17 protein-coding genes and 1 pseudogene are annotated in these 18,046 nt (G+C 71.0%); 12 read left to right on the top strand and 6 right to left on the bottom strand.

The features are described from left to right. Positions 1-130 precede the first annotated feature (130 nt). The 5 genes and pseudogenes from ACTWQC_RS04065 (at position 131) to ACTWQC_RS04045 (ending at position 5,233) form a co-directional block, all read left to right on the top strand. Positions 131-1,365 (top strand): annotated as a pseudogene (locus ACTWQC_RS04065) (energy-coupling factor ABC transporter permease). A gap of 19 nt (positions 1,366-1,384) precedes the next feature. After that, on the top strand, positions 1,385-2,146 hold the full coding sequence (gene cbiQ, locus ACTWQC_RS04060) for a cobalt ECF transporter T component CbiQ (RefSeq protein ID WP_443314108.1): 762 nt from the start codon (positions 1,385-1,387) through the stop codon (positions 2,144-2,146). A gap of 14 nt (positions 2,147-2,160) precedes the next feature. Next, complete coding sequence (locus ACTWQC_RS04055; RefSeq protein WP_443314107.1) at positions 2,161-2,970, top strand: energy-coupling factor ABC transporter ATP-binding protein; 810 nt, start codon at positions 2,161-2,163, stop codon at positions 2,968-2,970. Between the two features lie 114 nt (positions 2,971-3,084). Next, on the top strand, positions 3,085-3,525 hold the full coding sequence (locus tag ACTWQC_RS04050; protein WP_443314106.1) for an organic hydroperoxide resistance protein: 441 nt from the start codon (positions 3,085-3,087) through the stop codon (positions 3,523-3,525). 508 nt (positions 3,526-4,033) lie between these two features. Then, positions 4,034-5,233 carry a serine hydrolase domain-containing protein gene (locus tag ACTWQC_RS04045; RefSeq protein WP_443314202.1) on the top strand — a complete coding sequence of 400 codons (1,200 nt, stop codon included), beginning with the start codon at positions 4,034-4,036 and terminating at the stop codon, positions 5,231-5,233. Positions 5,234-5,556: 323 nt separating this feature from the next. Here the strand turns inward: ACTWQC_RS04045 and ACTWQC_RS04040 are convergent, their stop codons facing one another. Further along, a complete protein-coding gene (locus ACTWQC_RS04040; RefSeq protein WP_443314105.1) occupies positions 5,557-6,033 on the bottom strand; it encodes a VOC family protein in 477 nt (158 codons plus the stop codon). Positions 6,034-6,137: 104 nt separating this feature from the next. Further along, positions 6,138-6,341: a hypothetical protein gene (locus ACTWQC_RS04035; protein ID WP_443314104.1), complete on the bottom strand. Its 204-nt coding sequence runs from the start codon at positions 6,339-6,341 to the stop codon at positions 6,138-6,140. A gap of 9 nt (positions 6,342-6,350) precedes the next feature. Here ACTWQC_RS04035 and ACTWQC_RS04030 point away from each other — a divergent pair, with 9 nt between their 5' ends. Continuing rightward, positions 6,351-7,352, top strand: a complete 1,002-nt coding sequence (locus tag ACTWQC_RS04030; RefSeq protein ID WP_443314103.1) for a hypothetical protein — start codon at positions 6,351-6,353, stop codon at positions 7,350-7,352. 96 nt (positions 7,353-7,448) lie between these two features. Beyond that, the gene (locus tag ACTWQC_RS04025) at positions 7,449-7,859 is read left to right on the top strand and encodes a hypothetical protein (protein ID WP_443314102.1); all 411 of its coding nucleotides are present in this window, start codon (positions 7,449-7,451) and stop codon (positions 7,857-7,859) included. Positions 7,860-7,967: 108 nt separating this feature from the next. Here ACTWQC_RS04025 and ACTWQC_RS04020 read toward each other — a convergent pair whose 3' ends face one another. Continuing rightward, positions 7,968-8,267, bottom strand: coding sequence for an antibiotic biosynthesis monooxygenase (locus ACTWQC_RS04020; protein ID WP_443314101.1), 300 nt, complete (start codon positions 8,265-8,267; stop codon positions 7,968-7,970). Between the two features lie 421 nt (positions 8,268-8,688). Here ACTWQC_RS04020 and ACTWQC_RS04015 point away from each other — a divergent pair, with 421 nt between their 5' ends. From ACTWQC_RS04015 to ACTWQC_RS04005, 3 genes are read left to right on the top strand one after another with little or no spacing between them, the layout of a single operon-like run. Next, the gene (locus ACTWQC_RS04015) at positions 8,689-9,174 is read left to right on the top strand and encodes a hypothetical protein (RefSeq protein ID WP_443314100.1); all 486 of its coding nucleotides are present in this window, start codon (positions 8,689-8,691) and stop codon (positions 9,172-9,174) included. After that, complete coding sequence (locus ACTWQC_RS04010) at positions 9,171-9,902, top strand: hypothetical protein (protein ID WP_443314099.1); 732 nt, start codon at positions 9,171-9,173, stop codon at positions 9,900-9,902. Before ACTWQC_RS04015 ends, ACTWQC_RS04010 begins: the two co-directional genes overlap by 4 nt. Beyond that, positions 9,899-11,284: a hypothetical protein gene (locus ACTWQC_RS04005; RefSeq protein WP_443314098.1), complete on the top strand. Its 1,386-nt coding sequence runs from the start codon at positions 9,899-9,901 to the stop codon at positions 11,282-11,284. Before ACTWQC_RS04010 ends, ACTWQC_RS04005 begins: the two co-directional genes overlap by 4 nt. A 96-nt stretch (positions 11,285-11,380) precedes the next feature. Here the strand turns inward: ACTWQC_RS04005 and ACTWQC_RS04000 are convergent, their stop codons facing one another. From ACTWQC_RS04000 to ACTWQC_RS03990, 3 genes are all read right to left on the bottom strand, one after another. Then, on the bottom strand, positions 11,381-12,232 hold the full coding sequence (locus ACTWQC_RS04000) for an EamA family transporter (protein ID WP_443314097.1): 852 nt from the start codon (positions 12,230-12,232) through the stop codon (positions 11,381-11,383). Positions 12,233-12,577: 345 nt separating this feature from the next. After that, the gene (locus tag ACTWQC_RS03995; protein ID WP_443314096.1) at positions 12,578-14,284 is read right to left on the bottom strand and encodes a penicillin-binding transpeptidase domain-containing protein; all 1,707 of its coding nucleotides are present in this window, start codon (positions 14,282-14,284) and stop codon (positions 12,578-12,580) included. Between the two features lie 101 nt (positions 14,285-14,385). Then, positions 14,386-16,140: a dolichyl-phosphate-mannose--protein mannosyltransferase gene (locus tag ACTWQC_RS03990; RefSeq protein WP_443314095.1), complete on the bottom strand. Its 1,755-nt coding sequence runs from the start codon at positions 16,138-16,140 to the stop codon at positions 14,386-14,388. A gap of 309 nt (positions 16,141-16,449) precedes the next feature. On the opposite strand from ACTWQC_RS03990, the gene rsmI reads away from it, so the two are divergent. Next, entirely contained in the window at positions 16,450-17,379 is a 930-nt protein-coding gene (gene rsmI / locus ACTWQC_RS03985) for a 16S rRNA (cytidine(1402)-2'-O)-methyltransferase (RefSeq protein ID WP_443314094.1), read from the top strand. Between the two features lie 176 nt (positions 17,380-17,555). Then, positions 17,556-18,041 carry a hypothetical protein gene (locus tag ACTWQC_RS03980; RefSeq protein WP_443314093.1) on the top strand — a complete coding sequence of 162 codons (486 nt, stop codon included), beginning with the start codon at positions 17,556-17,558 and terminating at the stop codon, positions 18,039-18,041. Positions 18,042-18,046 lie beyond the last annotated feature (5 nt).

The following is an 18,046-nucleotide window of genomic DNA, read 5'->3' as shown; positions in this document are numbered from 1 at the left end:
CAAACAGTTCGCAGGTAGCCCGTATCATCGAACGGTTGGGTCGTGCTCGCCGCAGGTGCGGGATACGGCCCGCACGGGATACGGCCCGCAGCGGAACGCAGCTGCGAAGACAGGAGAGCGGAGACCCGCCATGCACGTCCCTGACGGATTCATCAACGCCCCGGTGTCCGTGGCCACCGGGGCCGTCGCCGTCGCCGCGGTCGCCATCAGCCTCCGCGGCGCCCGCCGCGAACTCGAGGAGCGCACCGCGCCGCTCGCCGGCCTCGTCGCCGCCTTCATCTTCGCCGTGCAGATGCTGAACTTCCCCGTCGCCGCCGGGACCAGCGGGCACCTGCTGGGCGGCGCGCTCGCCGCGATACTCGTCGGCCCGTATACGGGTGTCCTCTGTATCTCCGTGGTTCTCCTCATGCAGGGCGTGCTGTTCGCGGACGGCGGTCTCACCGCACTCGGCGTCAACATCACCGACATGGCCGTGGTGACCGTCCCCGTTGCGTACGCCCTCTTCCGCGGCCTGGTGAAGGTCCTGCCGCGGAACCGCGGCTCGGTCACCGCCGCATCCTTCGCCGCCGCGCTGGTCTCCGTACCGGCCGCCGCGGTCGCCTTCACCGGCCTCTACGCCCTCGGTGGCACGGCCGACGTGGCGATCGGCAAGGTCTTCGGCGCCATGGTCGGCGTGCACGTCCTCATCGGCCTCGGCGAGGCGGCCATCACCGCCCTGACGGTGGGCGCGGTCGTCGCCGTACGCCCGGACCTCGTGTACGGAGCCCGCGATCTCCGGCAGCCGCTCACGCTGCGTACGACTCCCGCGGCGGCCCCGGCCGCGCCTCTCGCTGCTGCCGTCGCCGCAGACCAGAAGCCGGGCGCCGGGCGCCTGGATGCCCAGCCGACCGAGGAGCGGAAGTCCTGATGGGTACGCAGACGACCAACAGCAGCACCGACACCGCCGACACCGCCGACACCGCCGGCACCACCGACGCCTCCGTCGTCGAGCCCGGCCGCCGGGCCACCACGCGCGGCGTCCGGCTCGTGTGGATCGTGGGCGTGCTCGCCGCGCTCCTCCTCGCGGGCGTCGTCAGCTACTACGCGTCCGCCAGCCCCGACGGCCTGGAGAAGGTCGCCGCCGACCACGGCATCGACAAGAAGGCCGAGGAGCACGCCGCCAAGGGCTCCCCGCTCGCCGACTACCAGGCCAAGGACGTCGACAACGCCCGCCTCTCCGGCGGCCTCGCGGGCGTCATCGGCGTCGGCGCGACGCTGGCCTTCGGCACGGGCGTGTTCTGGGTGATCCGCCGCCGTACGCATGCGGAGCCGGGTGTGCCCACGGGTTCCCGGTCCGCCGCGCCCGCAGGCGCAGGGGACAGCTGAGCCATGGGTTCGGAATGCGATGTCTGAGATGCATCCGCACAAGCTTTACCGGCACGGCCACTCGCCCGTGCACCGGCTCCCTCCGCACTGCAAGATCGCCGCGGTCCTCTGCTTCGTCCTGGCGGTCGTGGCCACCCCTCGCGAAGCGATCTGGGCGTTCGGGGCCTACGCGCTGCTGCTGGCCGCCGTCGTCGCCACCGCCCGCGTCCCGGCGGGCTTCCTGCTGCGGCGGCTGCTCATCGAAGTGCCGTTCGTGGCCTTCGCCGTGCTGATCCCCTTCGTGGCGAGCGGCCCGTACGTCGAGGTGCTCGGCCTCTCGCTCAGCGAGTCCGGCCTGTGGGGCGCCTGGAACATCCTCGCCAAGGGCACGCTGGGCGTCGCCGCGTCCGTCCTGCTGGCCGCCACCACCGAGCTGCGCGAGCTGCTGCTCGGCCTCCAGCGGCTGCGGATGCCCCCGCTGCTCGTCCAGATCGCGTCCTTCATGATCCGCTACGGCGATGTGATCGGCGACGAGATGCGCCGGATGAGGATCGCGCGGGCCTCGCGCGGCTTCGAGGCGCGGGGCGTCCGGCACTGGGGCGTCCTGGCCAAGTCGGCCGGTGCGCTGTTCATTCGCAGTTACGAGCGCGGGGAGCGGGTGCATCTGGCGATGGTCAGCCGCGGTTATGCGGGCAGCATGCCGGTGATCGACGATGTGACGGCGACCCGCGCCCAGTGGTCGTACGCCGCCGCCCTGCCCGCCGCGGCGCTCGCCGTCTGCCTGATGGGGTGGACCCTGTGACGCTGCCTGAGGGGATGGACTCTGTGACGCTGCCCGATGGGATGGACCCTGTGCCGGATCCGGATCGCTCGACAGCCGCTTCTCTGGAGGTCTCCGGCCTCGCGTACGCCTACCCCGACGGCCACCAGGCGCTCTTCGGCGTCGACCTGACCGTCGCGCGGGGTGAGCGGGTCGCGCTGCTCGGCCCGAACGGCGCGGGCAAGACCACGCTCGTCCTGCACCTCAACGGCATTCTGTCGGGCGGAGCGGGCATGGTGACGGTCGCGGGTCTCCCGGTCGCGAAGCGGAATCTCGCGGAGATCCGGCGCCGGGTCGGCATCGTCTTCCAGGACCCCGACGACCAGCTGTTCATGCCCACGGTCCGTGAGGACGTCGCCTTCGGACCGGCCGCGGCGGGGCTGCGCGGCCCGGAGCTCGAGGCCCGTGTCGTACGGGCCCTGGAGCGCGTCGGCATGGCGGGCTTTGCGGACCGCCCACCGCACCACCTCTCCTTCGGGCAGCGGCGGCGGGTGGCGGTCGCCACCGTGCTCGCCATGGAGCCGGAGATCCTCGTCCTCGACGAGCCGTCGTCCAACCTCGATCCGGCGTCGCGGCGCGAACTCGCGGACGTCCTGCGGTCGTTGGACGTCACGGTGCTGATGGTCACGCACGACCTGCCGTACGCGCTGGAGCTGTGCCCGCGGTCGGTGGTGCTGAGCGGCGGGGTGATCGCGGCGGACGGCCGTACCCAGGACCTGCTGTGCGATGCGGAGTTGATGCGTGCTCACCGGCTGGAGCTGCCGTTCGGCTTCGACCCGCGGTCGGTGACGGGGCCGGTGGCGTGAGGCCTCGCCAGGACATACCCGCGGTAGCTACCCCCCAGCGACAAAAGGGGCGCACGGGTCGGTACGTTGAGCGTCAAAGTAGTTGCCTGCAGCTTCCATCCGTAAGGGCGCACCATGACCACTGACGCCTCGACCCGGCCCACGAAGATCTCCTACGTCGCGGAGGCGACCGCGCACGGGGGCCGCGACGGCTGGGTCACCACCCAGGACGGGATGCTGGAGGTCCAGGTCGCCGTGCCCCGCGAGATGGGCGGCACCGGTGCGGGCACCAACCCGGAGCAGCTCTTCGCCGCCGGTTACAGCGCCTGTTTCCACAACGCGCTGGTGCTGGTCGGCCGCCGCGCGGGGTACGACCTCACCCGCTCGACGGTCAGCGCGAAGGTGGGAATCGGCCCCAACGCCGCCGAGGGCTACGGCCTCGCCGTGGCCCTCAACGTCTCCCTTCCCCTCGTCGACCAGGACTTGGCGGCCCGCTTCGTGGGCGCCGCCCACCGCGTCTGCCCCTACTCCAACGCCACCCGCGGCAACATCGACGTCTCGATCATGCTCTCCTGACATCGCCCGGGGCCCGCCTGCGGCGCGGTAATTCCCACCCACCCGCCCCTAAAAATGTGGTGTGTGAGAAATTCCGGTTGCGGGAGTGCGGAGTGGCGGCGCGAGCCGCGTGGCTGCGGCGGGCCGGTACCGGCGACCCCAGGCGGGCATGGCTTTCCGCGTGGCCGCGGCGCCCGCGTCCGCGGGCCGACCGGGCGCGCACACGACAGACGCGGTGGGCCTGCGCCTGCGACGCGGCATTCCCCCATCCGCCCCATTCAAAGGACGGGTGGGTGGGAAATCCCGGCGCGAAGCGCCGGGTTGGGGGCGCTCGGGTGGGGCGGATGCGCCCGCCCGGCGTCGCGGGGGTGGGGTTGAGGGGCGGAGCCCCTCAATGGATGGATGGATGGGTGGGTGGGGAGGGACCGCGCCGGAGGCGCGGATGGACCCGCGTGCGGGGCGTGGCCGTCCGCCATGCACCATGGGAGGTCGGTGCAAAGACATTCGTGGCGGGAGTACGAGAGCAGTGGTGGACGTCCAGGGCATGGTGGCCGACGGCTTCGAGCCGGTCCGGAAGGCCTTCGTCCGCAACTTCGAGCAGCGCGGGGACCGCGGGGCGGCCGTCGCCGTGTACGTGGGCCGCAGGAAAGCCGTCGACCTGTGGGCGGGCACGGCGGACGCCGACGCAGGCCCCGGCGCCGACCGTCCGGCGCCCTGGACCCAGGACACCGCCCAGGTCGTACGGTCCGCCACCAAGGGCGTCGCGGCCGCCGTCCCCCTCCTGCTCCACCAGCGCGGCCAGCTCGACCTGGACGCGCCCGTCGGCACGTACTGGCCCCAGTTCAAGGCGAACGGCAAGGACCGGGTGCTCGTACGACACCTGCTCTCCCACCGTGCCGGAGTGCCCGTCCTCGACACTCCGCTGACCCCGGCCGAGGCGGGCGACGGGGTCTCCGGGCCCGAGGCCGTAGCCGCCCAGGCGCCCGTATGGGGGCCCGGCACCGCGCACGGCTACCACGCACAGACCTACAGCTGGCTGCTCGGCGAGCTCGTCCGCCGGGTCACCGGACGCAGCATCGGCCGCTGGGTCGCCGAGGAGATGGCGGGACCGCTCGGACTCGACCTCTGGATCGGCCTCCCGGAGGCCGAGCGGGCACGAGTCGGTCGGCTGGCCGCCATTGAGACGCCGACCCCGCCCGCCGCCCAGGGCCTGCGTGTCCGCGCCAAGCGCTCGGTCTCCGACGCGTACCGCGACCCGGCCTCCCTCACCCGCCGCGCCTTCGGCGCCATCGACCCCCTCCCCGACGAGAACGACCCCGCCTACCGGGCCGCCGAACTGCCCGCCTCCAACGGCGTTGCGACGGCCCGCTCCCTCGCCCGCTTCTACGCGGCGCTGATCGGCCCCGATGCGAACAGCGGGCGCCGGCTCTTCGCGCCCGCGACGCTCACCCTCGCGCGTACGGAGGAGTCCGCGGGCCCGGACCACGTCCTCGTCGTCAACACCCGTTTCGGCCTCGGCTACATGCTGCACGGCCCCGCATCCCCGCTGCTTTCCCCGGCCTCCTTCGGCCACCCGGGCCGCGGCGGCTCCCTGGCCTTCGCCGATCCGGAGACGGGCATCGCCTTCGCGTACGTCACGAACGGCATGCAGCAAAACGTCACTGCGGACCCGCGGGCCCAGGCCCTGGTGCGGGCGCTCCGTGACTGCCGTGCGGCGCAAGGCAGTTGAGGGATCGCCCAGCGTGGGCGAGGGGGCCGCAGCCTTCCTCGCCAAGAGGGCGCATCGGCCCGAAACGGGGTTGGCCAGGGCGCCGCAGAGTTCCGGCCAACGCACCGAGGAACGCCCTCCAGTGGTGGTCGGCGTCGGCCGCGGTCGCGCCGATTCCCGGTCCCCGGTCCATGAGGTCGGACGTATGATCACGCGGACCTGATGATTACCGAGGGGGCGTCCAAAGCGGAGCCCGACGCCGGGCAGGTCTTCGCGAACGGGGTGAACGCGGCGGCGCAGCACGCGGGTTGCGCGCCCTGTGGCCCCCGCCGACTGACAGCGGCTCAGGCGACGCAGAACTCGTTCCCCTCCGGGTCCTGCATCACCACCGCGTAATAGTCCACCCCCGCATACCCCAGAACCCGCTGCCGGGTCGCACCCGCGGCCACCAGCCGCTCCACCTCGGCGTCGACCCGCTGTCTTCGGGTCGCCAGCGGAACCTCGCGACCGCCGCTCACCTTCAGGTCGAGATGCACCCGGTTCTTGACCACCTTGCCCTCCGGCACCGGCTGGAACCACAGGCGGGGCCCGACCCCCTCCGGATCGACGATCGAATCCACCCCCTCGCCGTCCCCCTCATCCCCCAACTCCCCCTCATCCCCCAACTCCTCCTCCGGCACGCCCATGTCGAGCCAGTACGCCCGCCAGCTCGCGAACCCTTCAGGCGGAGGCTCGGGCTCGTACCCCAGCGCCTCGGCCCAGAACCGCACGAGCCGCGCCGGATCCGCGCAGTCGATCGTCACCTGGAATGCCGTCGCCATGATTCCTCCCGTCGGCTCCGCCGGAACAGAGCGGAAAACGAGCACTACCACCCGTATCCGCAGGCTAGGCGAGGCCACTGACAACGGCCGTCCGCCAACGGCCGTCACCCTTCGTCGCCAGCCTGCTCCCGCTCTGCGCGCTGGCCGTCGTCAGCGGCCGGCCGGGCGACGTCCTCGGGCGACGCCGCGTGCTGGCGTCGGGCGGCCTGCTGTTCTTCGGGGCGCTCCTCGCCTTGGCAGCCACCGCGCGACGAGTGGCGGAAGCCGGGGCGCGCGTGCCCGGCCCTGAGGACGAGCGGAAGCCGCATCCTGGAAACATGCGGCAGTACAGCGCAGCCGACCGGCCGGGAGGCGGCCGACCGGAAGTCGGCCGACCGGAAGCCGGCCGACCTGAAGCCGACCGGCCGGAATTCGTCAACCGGTACGAGGACACCTGCCCCGTCTGCCTGCGCACTGTCCCCGCAGGACAAGGACTCAGGCAACGGGACCGCAGCTCCGGCCACGACGGCCACTGGTCCACGTACCACCGCTCCTGCCTCCCTGAGGAAGCCCCGCCGCCTCGCCGCCGCCACAAGGGATGGCACAGCCGCACCCTGATGGCGTTCGACATCGCGGCCACCGGCAACCGCCCTACGGTCGACCGCGTCGTCGCGGCCGCCGTACGGTCCACCGACGGCAGCACCGGCCTCGACCTGCTCATCGACCCCGGTCCCGAGGTCCAGCTCGACCCCGTCGGGGAGCGCCACGGCATCACCGCTGAAATGGCCCGCACCGGCGGCGACCCGGCCGCGGAGGCGCTCGACCGGCTCGCCGACACCCTCGCCGCGCACCTCGCGACGAAGAACCCGCTTGTGGTGTGGCACGCCCCCTGGGTGCTGAGCCTGCTGGAGAGCGAACTGCTCCGGCACGGCCTGCCCTCGCTGGCCGCCCGCTGCCCGGAGGGCCTCGCCCCCATCGCCGATCCCCTCGTCCTGGACCGGCATGCGGACCAATTCCGCAGCGGGGGCCGGGCACGTGACGCGGTCGCCGACTGGTACGGCATTCCGTACGACCGCCCCGGCCACCCGGCGTCCGACGCCGAAACCGTCCTCGTCCTCGCCCAGGTCATCGCGGCCTGCTATCCGCACATCGGGAAGCTCTCGCGGCCCGCCCTGCACACCGAGCAGGTCAGGTGGTCGGCGGAGTGGGCCGAACGGCTGCGGAAGCGTGATCCGCGAGCGACTCCCGACCCGCGGTGGCCCGTCGCCACGGTCGCGGCGGACCCTTGGACCCCACCGCCGCCCCCGCCCCCGGCATCAGGCGGCCGAAGCCGGCCCTGACCTGAACCGGTCGTCGCGTATCCGCTCTCTGCCCATTCGCGTGCATGACATTCGGCGTACCCGCTGCCGGGCCACGCTTTGGGCGCCATGGCATCGATGCGGACCACGTCGGTGGGCTCCGGACCGGCGGTTGTTGTAGCTGTTGCCCAGGCCGTGCCCGTCGCGGCGATGGCCGTCGTCCTGCTGGACTCCGCGACCGACTTCTTCCCTGACGACCAGCTGACCGGCGTCGTCACGCCACCGCGCCTGGCCATACTGGCCGCGCTGGCCGCGGTGCTGATACGCGCCCCACGGCCGGGCACGTTCCGCACCCGGCTGGATCTCCCGATCGGGCTGCTCCTGCTTGCGGCCTTCGGGACCACGTACGCCGGCGGGCACCCCAGCGCTCTGCTGCGCGGACTGCTGACCGCCGTCGCCGGCTACTACCTGATCGTCGGGCTCCGCCGCTCGCAGCCCGAGTCCTGGCGGGCGGTCGCGCTGCTCGCGCTGGTCTCCGTATCGGCGTAGGGCCGGGTACGTCGCCGGTGCCGCGGGCCTGCTGGTGCTCGGCACCGCGTACTGGCCGGCTCCAGGCTGGGCCGGCGGCAGCGCCTGCCCGCGCCTGCGGCCCGCCGGCTACCGCCGCGCGGGGACGGCGAGCTCGCGGCCGCGGTAGAACGCCTCCCGCTCCTCGACGACGAACGGGGCCATCGCCGCACGCCGCTGCGCCTCCGCCTCGGAGGTCCGCCAGGCATCGCACGACTCCCTGGAATCCCAGAACGAGACCCCGATGATCTCCAGTCCGTCCTCGGACCAGTACGCGTAGGCGTGCCGCAGCCCCTCGGGGTAAGGCGCAGGCTGCCACGCCTTCTCGAAGTCCTCCAGCCTCCCCGGCTTGATGCGGCGCGTTGTCATCCAGACGAAGTGCTCCTCCATCACGGCCTCCTCGGGCCGGCTGCTCCGCTCAATGGCTCTCACAGACCACGGTAGGTTCGCGGGCCCGCTTCCGCCTCTGCGAGCTGCGCCCGTCACACAGCACATCTGCGCTGGTCACTGACCGTACGTACCGCTGCGCCGCGGGCCATTCCGCGGCAGCTGACGACGAGTGACGTTCCACTGACACAGGGCTCGGACGGCCAGTAGCATCGACGAACGTGAGGAGCCTCACAGAGAGGCCGGAGAGGATTGCAGCGGCTTGTCTTTAGTGCTCAAGGCGTCAGCATGCCTGTCCGCGGTCCATGGTGGCGTGTGTGAATCCTTCGCTCTCACGGCTACGTCCAGCCCGGCCCCGAGCGCTCCAGCGGGAGTCGTCCATCTCGGGGGAGCCGAGATCCCGATCGCGGTCTTCGTCGGTGCGGTGAGCGGGGCCGTACTTGCGGTACTCGCCCAGCTCGTCACCGGAGCCATCCGTAACTACCGGGGCTACCGCTTCCTGCTCGGCTTGTTGCGGGAGGAGGTAGCCGACATTGCGAAGGCCGTAGAGGAACGCTTGAACCACCCTCACCTTGCCGTTCCCTTGTATCCGTCATTGCCCACCACAGCGTGGGAAGCGCTGGTCGAATCGCCGAATCGTCGATACATGAACGAGAAGCGCCGGAAGGCGGTCAGCCACCTGTATCGCGAGGTGGGCCATGCGAATCACCATCTCGATCTGGTGCCGACTGCCCTCCAGATCAGCCAACTGGCTCCGGATGAGGGAACCAGAGATGTCTATCGCGAAGAAACACTACGGCTGCTGATGGCGCCGCTCGACACAGTGAAGTCCGCCTTGCCAGAGGCGCGGCGGGTGCTCCGGATTCAGGCAGCGGTGGCCGGTGGTACGCCCGGGGGGAGTGCGGCATGAATCCCATAGAGGGGACCTGGCTCGGAATTGATCGCGAGGAGTTGCGTTCGGAGTGTGCCGCCATGGCATCTCAAGGCGGCCTGCTTGCTGTTCTCGGCGACAACTCCAAGGGGCCGACCCACGCTGCGCACATAGCGAAATCAGTTTTTGAGAACGCGGGTTTGCGTACGCGCCATGTGCGAGATGCGGGGTACAGCCGACTGAATACAGTCCGTTACGTCCTCGAAGATCTCGCTCGCTGGACAATAGAGCAGAGTGGACTTCAGTACTCGGGACTGAGTCTCCAGGCGAGCAACGCGAACACTTCGTTCGAGAGTTTCTTTGACCGCGTCACCAAAGCACTGCGGCCGATAGCGGAATCGCCAGGCCTTGCCGTCATCGTCACGGCACTCGGCCAGGATGCCGCTCCCGATACCCAGGACCTCTCCTACCTCGCCAGGCTGGGCGAAACCGTCGGGGGCTGCTGGGTCGTGATCGGGCAGGACGGCAAGTCGTGGCGTGCGTTCCCCGCGAGCAGGACGGTAAAGCTGCGAAGCTTTACAAAACAGGAGGTGGCAGGCGCCCTTCGCAGCATCATCCAGCAACGGGGCGGTAACCCGGCCGGGGTGGCAGAGTATGTGGCGAAGAATTTTGATCCGGCCCAGGGAAAGATTTCTCCCGTGTATGCCTACACGCACCTCGAGCTGCTGACCTACGTTCCTCTCGAGAACCATGGTGAGCTGCTGTGACGGCGGACTTCAACGCGACCGTCCCGGATGAGTGTCCGGATGAGTGGGAAGCTCTCGCGGACGTGGTGCTGGGTATGGGAGGCGCTGTCTACGGCAAAGTCGCCATGCTGCTCGGAATTTGCCTGTCCGCCGACAGGGAAGACTTACTTGAACTTGCCGGTGAACTCTGGAGCGGGGAGAACTCGGGGCTGGAAGAGCCGGAAGAGCTCGAAGCTGCGGTGGACAGTCTCCTGAAGGCGCCCTTCGTGGAAGAGACGGCTTCCGGGTGGCGTATCAATGAGTCTCTCGCTCCCCGCCTTGCGGCTCGCTTCATGCGGGACGACGAGGATGTCTTTCGCCGGGCGCACAGAATCCTTGCCGAGCGCGAGACGAGAGCGATCAGCGAGCTTGAGCCCCTGGATCAGCAGGACGACGACACATTCGCCCAGATGGAGCGGTGGTTCGTACAGAGCCGGCTGGCCTTCTATCTGGCCGGAGTGCATGCCGGGGAGTCTGCGCAGAAATTCGGCGAAGCCTTTGAATCGGCTCCCTACCGCGATCTGAGTGCCGCACGGATGTGGCTGTCAACTCTTGCCTTGCGGCAAGCGCCACTGCTTGAAGAGCATGCTCGAGTTATCGAATTCTTTCAAGGCTTTCGCGCGTACGTGGCGGGGCGAAGGGATGAGGCCGCTCTGCACTTCTCCGCGGTCATCCAGGATGACATCACCGATCTTTACCAGGCGATCGCTCTGCATTTGCATGCGATGTGCGCGGGTGACGCTGCGTCGCGAATCGAGAAACTGAACAAGAGTATTCAGGTGAGTGAGCAACTCGGGCTGCGCGAGAACGAGATCATGGCTCGAAACTCACTCGTCAGCGCGCATTTCTCTCAGGCGAACAAGATGAATGGGGGAGGTAAGCTCACAGCGGCGCGGAATCACCTCCGCCGGGCGCAAGAACTGGCGGACGTGAATCGCGCGCGGGCGCGCCTCATGCGCGACGAGGCCTATCGCATTTATACGCTGACCCAGTACGCAAGGGCGGCGTGGCTGCTCGCCGCAGGTGTCGACGGCAAGGCGGCCGACAGCGCATCGGCGCGCGCCGTCCTGCCAGATGTCCTGGATGAACTGGCGGAGGCGATAACGATCTCCGACCGGGTGGGCCTGTCCGAATCCGCGCTGAGGAGCACCAACCAGCGTGCAAGTGTGCTGAGGGATGTGGGGCGGACTGAAGAAGCCGTCGACGAACTGGAATCATCCCTGCACAGGATCGGCCCTCTGACGTCCTCTCTCCCCTTGCGGGGCCTTGCCAAGACGGCCGGCTCGATGAAGCGCAACGCATCCCCTGATGTGAAACGCCGGATCGTCAAGTTCCACGCCACCCTCGATCGATGGCTCGACTGAGACTCGAACCATCCGGGGCCGCCGCCCCGCGGCGGCCGCCCGCGCGGGGCGTCGACCCTACTTCGCACTTCGCGCGTCAGCCGGCGTCAACCGGCGTCAACTCGCATGCAGCATCAGGCCGATGCCCAGGACCATCAGGCCCGCTGCCGCGATTCGTGGGCCGCCGAAGCGTTCCTTGAAGAAGATCGCGCCGATCGCCGCGCCCACAATGATCGATGACTCGCGCAACGCGGCGATCGGGGCGAGCGGGGCGCGGGTCTGGGCCCAGAGAATCAGGGCGTAGGCGGATATCGAGAGGGCTCCGCCGAGCAGGCCGCGAGTGGCCACCGGGCGGAGTCGGGTGAGCAGTTCGCGGCCGCGGGTGGCGAGCGCGTACGCCGGGATTGCCAGGCCCTGGAGCGAGACGAGCCAGGCGGTGTAGCCGAGGGCCGTGCCCGACGAGCGCACGCCGACGCCGTCGACCACCGTGTACGAGGCGATCGCGAGCCCGGTCGCGACGGCCGCCGTCAGGGCCGGCCAGTGCGGCCGCGTCCCGCTCTCGCGGATGCCCCACAGCGCGACGCCGACCAGGCCCGCCGAGGCGACCACGACGCCCGCCGACGCCCACCCGTCCGGCACCTCGCCGATGAAGGCCGCAGCCAGGACGGTGACGACCAGCGGCGCCGTGCCCCGCGCGATCGGGTACATCTGGCCGAAATCACCCAGCCGGAACGACCGCATGAGGAGCGCCTGGTAGACGAGGTGCAGCACGACGGACGCGGTCAGCCACGGCCAGGCGGCGGCCTGCGGGAGCGGTACGAACGCCGCCATCGCCAGGCCGCAGACCACGTCCGCCGCGCCGATCAGCGAGAAGGCGACCAGTTGGTCCTTGATGTTGTGGGCGATCGCGTTCCAGCTGGCGTGCGTGACCGCGGCGACGAGCACCGCCGCCGTGACCAGCAGCGTCATGCCCCGCGCTCTCGTACGGCGATCAGGCGCACCTCGACCTCGAGGCCGGGCTCGCGCAGCGCTGCCGCGCATGGGAGGTGGGCCGTGTCCATGGTGGACGCTGGAGTTGTGGGCATGGGGCGACGCTAGCGGTACGTGCAATGGCCACGCGAGTGGGCGTCCGGGCCTTCCGGACGCCCCGGACGTCCGGGCCTCCGTCTCGCTCCTCAGCCGCCCGCCCCTGTGCGACCCCTCAGCCGCCCGTGCCGCTCGCGCGATCCGTCAGCGGCCGTGCCGCTCGCGCGATCCGTCAGCGGCCGTGCCGCCCGCGCGATCCGTCAGCGGCCGTGCCGCCCGCGCGATGCGTCAGCCGCCCGCCCGCAGCACCTGCGCGACCACCGGCCCCGCCGAATCGCCGCCGTGCCCGCCCTCCGGGACCACCGCCGCCGCGGCCAGGTCGCCCCGGTACGCCGTGAACCAGCCGTTCGGCTTCTTCTGTCCGTCGACCTCTGCGGAGCCCGTCTTCGCACCGACGTCCCCGCCCAGCCCGGCCATGGCCTCCGCCGCCGTCCCCGCCGACGCGGTCAGCCGCATCAGGGACTGGAGCTGCTTCAACACGTCCGGCGGGAGCGAGCGGGAGGCCTTCGCCAGCTGCCGGTCGTCGACCGAAGGGGCGACGACGTAGGGCTGCTTGAAGGTGCCCGAACGAACCGTGGCCGCGACCGACGCCATGTTCAGCGGGTTCATCCGGACTGCGCCCTGCCCGATCAGAGAGGCGGCCATCTGTGCGTTGCTCTGCACCGGCACCGACCCGTCGAACGTCGGGACGCCGGTCTGCCAGTTGAGGCCGATGCCGAAGACGTCCCGCGCCTGCTGGCTCAGCGAGCTGTCGTCGAGCTTCTCGGCCTGGGTGATGAAGGCCGTGTTGCAGGAGCGGGCGAAGGCCTGCGCGAACGTGCCGTTCTTGATCTCGAACTTGTCGTCGTTCTGGAACTTCCAGCCGCCGTACGTCGCGTACTTCGGACACGGGTGCCGCCTGTCGTAGCTCGCCAGGCCCTTCTCCAGCAGCAGCGACGAGGTGATGACCTTCATCGTCGAACCGGGGGCGTAGGAGCCCTGGAATGCGGTGTTGAAGCCGTCGGCCGGAGAGTTGGCGACGGCCAGGATCTCGCCGGTGCTCGGCTTGAGGGCCACCGCCGATGCCTTGCCGTGCTTGCTCACCGCCCGCTCGGTCGCCGACTGCAGGCCCGCGTCGAGTGTCGTGCGGAGCGTGCCGGGCCTGCCCTTGGACAGCACCTTCAGGGTCTCGTTCGGGCGCTCCTTCGCGTCACCGGCCCCCGCGGCGTTCCCCTTCGCGCGCGCGATCCACAGCTCCACGCCCGCCACGCCGCCGGACTTGTCGCCGTACCGCTCGCGCAGGCCATCGAGCACCCCGTGCAGCGTCGGGTGCTCTTTCTCGGTCAGCTCTTTGCCGTTGCGGTCCATGGCCTTGATGGGCGGGGCCTCGGCCTCGCCCGTCTTGAGGGTGTCGCCGCGGCGCAGGCCCGGGTGGACGACCGAGGGCTTCCAGTCGACCAGGGCCTGCCCCAGCTGCCCGCGGGTCACCGTGAGCTCGGAGTCGTACGTCCAGGTGACCTTCTTGCCGCCGTACGAGATCACGGCGCTGACGTCGAACGGCACCGTCTGGCCGGTGCGTTGGCCCGGTTTGAGTGATACGCCGGAGATGCGCGCGTCCTTGCGGTAGCCGGCGAGCGCGGCCGCCGCGTCCTCGCGGCTGTCGGTGAAGGCGGCCGCCCGTGCGGCATCGCCCTTCGCCCACGCGGCGAGGAACTTCCGCGCGGTCGTTTGGACCTCGGTCGCGCTGGGCGGGCCCGTTTTGATCGGTGACGGCTTGGCATCCGCGGCTGCGCTCAGCGGATCACCCGACGAGTCGTCACTGCTCAGAAGGCTGTACGCCCCAAATCCCGCGGCCGCCACCATCGCGGCGAACACGCCGCCGATGACGGCGATGTTCCCGCCGCTCCGCGCGGCGAACACGCCGCGGATGACGGCGATCTTCCCGCCACTCCGCATTACAGAACCCCCACAGTTCCGGTGACCCACGGACGACCTCGACCTCTTAACCACTCGATTAAGGCTTCGGCCGCGGCGAACTCTACGTCATCAGGACGACATCACACCCAGGTGTCGAGCCACATGCGATTGCGCCACGCCTCCATGGGCAGCGGATGGCCGGTGTAAATCGGAAAGAAGTAGATGAAGTTCCACACAATCAGCAGGACGAGAACGCCCACGCCGACCGCGCCCAGCGCCCTGCGCCGCTCGCTCGACCCGCGCCGACCGAGCATCGCCCCGAGCATCATCGCCAGCGCCAGGCAGAGGAACGGCACGAACACGACCGCGTAGAAGAGGAAGATCGTCCGCTCCTGGTACATGAACCAGGGCAGCCAGCCCGCCGCAATCCCGCACAGGATCCCGCCCGCCCGCCAGTCCCGCCGGAACGCCCACCGGTAGAGCGCGTACAGCACGGCGAAGCAGGCCGCCCACCACAGCAGCGGCGTACCGATCGCCAGCACCTCGCGCGCGCACTTCCCGGCCGTGTCCACCGGGCAGCCGTCCTGGCCGGCGCGCGGCGACTCGTAGAAGTACGAGACCGGGCGGCCGAGGACGATCCAGCTCCAGGGGTTGGACTGGTAGGTGTGCGGCGAGGTCAGGCCGACGTGGAAGTTGTAGACCTCGGACTGGTAGTGCCACAGGCTGCGCAGGCCGGCAGGCAGCCAGCTCCAGGCGCCGCCCTGGTGCGGCTCGGTCGACGCCCAGTCGCGGAAGTAGCCGCCCTTGGTGACGAACCAGCCGGTCCAGGACGCGATGTACGTGAGCACCGCGACCGGTACGAGGGAGAGAAAGGCGGGCAGCGCGTCCCTCCACGCCGTCGAGCGGTACGCGCGCGTGGCCCCGGCCGTACGGCGCGCGCCCGCGTCCCAGAGGATCGTGAGGATGCCGAAGGCCGCCAGGATGTACAGGCCGTTCCATTTCGTGGCGAAACCCAGGCCCAGGCACAGGCCCGCGGCGAGCCGCCACGGCCGCCAGCCGAGCCGCAGCCGGTCCCCGACGCGGGCGTCAGGCCGTACCGTGCCGCTGTCGTCCTCGGGCAGCGCCGCCGCCAGCCGGGCCCGCGTACGGTCCCGGTCGATGAGCAGGCAGCCGAAGGCGGCCAGCACCCAGAACATCAGCACCAGGTCGAGCAGCGCGGTGCGGCTCATCACGAAGTGCAGGCCGTCCACCGCGAGCAGGGCGCCCGCGATGCAGCCGAGCGCGGTGGAGCGGAACAGGCGGCGGCCGATCCGGCACAGCATCAGCACGGACAGCGTGCCGAGGAGCGCCACCATGAAGCGCCAGCCGAAGGGGTTCAGGCCGAAGAGCTGCTCGCCGAGCGCGATCGTCCATTTGCCGACAGGCGGGTGGACGACATAGCTGTGCTCGGGGCTGAGCGGGATGCGCTGCGGGTCGGCCAGGATCAGGTCGTTGGCGTTCTTCGGCCAGGTGCCCTCGTAGCCGTACCGGAGCAGGGACCAGGCGTCCTTCGCGTAGTACGTCTCGTCGAATATCACCGCCTTCGGGCGGTCCAGGTGCCAGAACCGGAGCAGGCCCGCGACCAGGGCGACGAGGACCGGGCCGCCCCAGCCGGACCAGCGGGCCAGCCGGTCGGCGGCCCGCGGGCTCAGGCCGAGCATGGTCCACGGACGGGGGGCAGGGGCGGGGAACGGGGGGACGAGCCGGTCCCGTACGGGCGTCCGCGGCCGGTCCACGTGCCCGAAGCGGCGCAGCCGCAGCTGCCAGGCGGTCGGCGCCTCGCGGGCCGCCGCGGCCGCGCTGCCGTGGTGGTCGCCGACCACCGGCCGGGCTCCTGTCGCGGTGTCACTGGTCACCGCGCCATCGTAGGGAACCCTGCTGTGTGAGTCCCGCGCCCGGCCCGGGGGGACGGCTGTGCGCCATGCGGCTTGGTGGGTCGGGGGCGCCGGTTTGTGGGCAGGCGTTCCGCGGGGTGGAACGGGTGGGCACAAACCGGCCACCGGGCCGCAGTCGCCGACGAAGCCCACGCCACGGCGCGCGGCACGCCCTCCTCCCCGCCGTCAGTGGCCGCCGCGGGTTCGTGGGCATGGGCTCCGCGGGGCGATGTGGGTCCCCCAGGGTGGGCGCGGCACGGCCCTGCACGCCGTGGCTGGGAGGATGGGGGCGTGACTGGAACGCTCGTACTCGCAGGGACTCCCATCGGGGACGTCGCCGATGCCCCACCGCGGCTCGCCGCCGAGCTGGCAGCAGCCGATGTGGTGGCCGCCGAGGACACCCGGCGGCTGCGCCGCCTCGCGCAGGCGCTCGGCGTGCAGCCCGCGGGGCGCGTCGTGTCGTACTTCGAGGGAAACGAGTCGGCCCGCACGCCCGAGCTGGTCGAGGCGCTGGTCGGCGGGGCGCGGGTGATGCTGGTCACCGACGCGGGGATGCCGTCGGTGTCCGACCCCGGATACCGGCTCGTCGCCGCCGCCGTCGAGCACGGCATCAAGGTGACGGCGGTCCCCGGCCCGTCCGCCGTACTCACCGCGCTCGCGCTGTCCGGGCTGCCCGTCGACCGGTTCTGCTTCGAGGGCTTCCTGCCGCGCAAGGCGGGCGAGCGGCTCGGCCGCCTCCGCGAGGTCGAGGGCGAGCGCCGCACCCTCGTCTACTTCGAGGCGCCGCACCGCCTCGACGACACCCTCGCCGCCATGGCCGAGGTGTTCGGCCCCGAGCGCCGCGCCGCCGTGTGCCGGGAGCTCACCAAGACGTACGAGGAAGTCAGGCGCGGCCCGCTGAAGGACCTGGCCGCGTGGGCGGCGGAGGGCGTACGCGGCGAGATCACGGTCGTCGTCGAGGGCGCCGCGCCGCCGGGGCCGCAGGAGCTGGACCCCGCCGAGCTCGCGCGGCGCGTCGCCGTACGGGAGGAGGCCGGGGAGCGCCGCAAGGAGGCCATCGCGGCCGTGGCCGCCGATGCCGGGCTGCCCAAGCGGCAGGTCTTCGACGCGGTCGTGGCCGCGAAGAACGCGTCGCGGAGGAACGCCTGTCCCCGGGGGGACGGGCCCCGGGAAACCGCGCCCGGTGCCCCGGCCGCACGACAGGGGACCACCGGAAGGTAAAGGGATAATCTGAAAAGCAAAGCCCTGGCCGTGCAGAAGGGTTCTTCCCCAACCAACTCCCAAAATCTGCACCAACAGGTGGCCGGGGCTGCTGCGTTCCCGCCGATAAGGGCGTCCACTGGAGGGGTGGGACGTCCGGTCCCGGAGGGCTTGTCCGATGGACAAGAGGAGCTGGCATGAGTGAGATCGCAGACACCTCGCGCGGTGTTCCCCAGATGCCGCGGGGCGCAGCCGCAGAGCCACCCGCACACGAGGCGTACTCCTTCGCCTGCATGCGGTGCGGACACGGCTGGGAGCAGGAGTACGAGATTCGGCACCACGTGGACCCGCAGGGCCGCGCCTTCGTCACCTACCACGCGAACGGCCGGCGCGTACCGTCGCCGCTGACCCGCCCCACCTGCCGGAACTGCGACGGTCACGTGGTGCGCATCATGCGGTCGGGCCAGATTCCCTCGGCGGCGGCGGGGCTGGCGCAGCAGGGCATCGCCGGGCCGCTGCTCGCCTCCGAGGAGAGCCCCGGCCGGCCCACGGCGGGTTCCGCGGGCGCCGCGGGAGCACCGATGGAGCCGCCCGTCACGACCCGCGCCGAGGAGCCCTCGGGCGAGGGGACCACCCACCGCCGGCACCTCTCCGACCTGTTCAACGTCTTCCACCGCAAGTGAGCCAC

It is taken from the genome of Streptomyces sp. 8N616, assembly GCF_052246385.1.
Lineage (GTDB): Bacteria > Actinomycetota > Actinomycetes > Streptomycetales > Streptomycetaceae > Streptomyces.
The sequence above is the reverse complement of the archived record's forward strand: the minus strand, read 5'-3'. Positions and strand labels throughout refer to the sequence as shown.

Bases quoted from the DNA above. Each gene is read 5' to 3' on its own strand.
- ACTWQC_RS04020 (WP_443314101.1), bottom strand. From the start codon at position 8,267: ATGGAGGAGCACTTCGTCTGGATGACAACGCGCCGCATCAAGCCGGGG.
- ACTWQC_RS04055 (WP_443314107.1), top strand. From the start codon at position 2,161: ATGGACTCTGTGACGCTGCCCGATGGGATGGACCCTGTGCCGGATCCG.
- ACTWQC_RS04030 (WP_443314103.1), top strand. From the start codon at position 6,351: ATGCGGCAGTACAGCGCAGCCGACCGGCCGGGAGGCGGCCGACCGGAA.
- ACTWQC_RS03980 (WP_443314093.1), top strand. From the start codon at position 17,556: ATGAGTGAGATCGCAGACACCTCGCGCGGTGTTCCCCAGATGCCGCGG.
- ACTWQC_RS04010 (WP_443314099.1), top strand. From the start codon at position 9,171: ATGAATCCCATAGAGGGGACCTGGCTCGGAATTGATCGCGAGGAGTTG.
- ACTWQC_RS04025 (WP_443314102.1), top strand. From the start codon at position 7,449: ATGCGGACCACGTCGGTGGGCTCCGGACCGGCGGTTGTTGTAGCTGTT.
- ACTWQC_RS03995 (WP_443314096.1), bottom strand. From the start codon at position 14,284: ATGCGGAGTGGCGGGAAGATCGCCGTCATCCGCGGCGTGTTCGCCGCG.
- ACTWQC_RS04000 (WP_443314097.1), bottom strand. From the start codon at position 12,232: ATGACGCTGCTGGTCACGGCGGCGGTGCTCGTCGCCGCGGTCACGCAC.
- ACTWQC_RS04050 (WP_443314106.1), top strand. From the start codon at position 3,085: ATGACCACTGACGCCTCGACCCGGCCCACGAAGATCTCCTACGTCGCG.
- ACTWQC_RS04040 (WP_443314105.1), bottom strand. From the start codon at position 6,033: ATGGCGACGGCATTCCAGGTGACGATCGACTGCGCGGATCCGGCGCGG.
- ACTWQC_RS04035 (WP_443314104.1), bottom strand. From the start codon at position 6,341: ATGCGGCTTCCGCTCGTCCTCAGGGCCGGGCACGCGCGCCCCGGCTTC.
- cbiQ (WP_443314108.1), top strand. From the start codon at position 1,385: ATGTCTGAGATGCATCCGCACAAGCTTTACCGGCACGGCCACTCGCCC.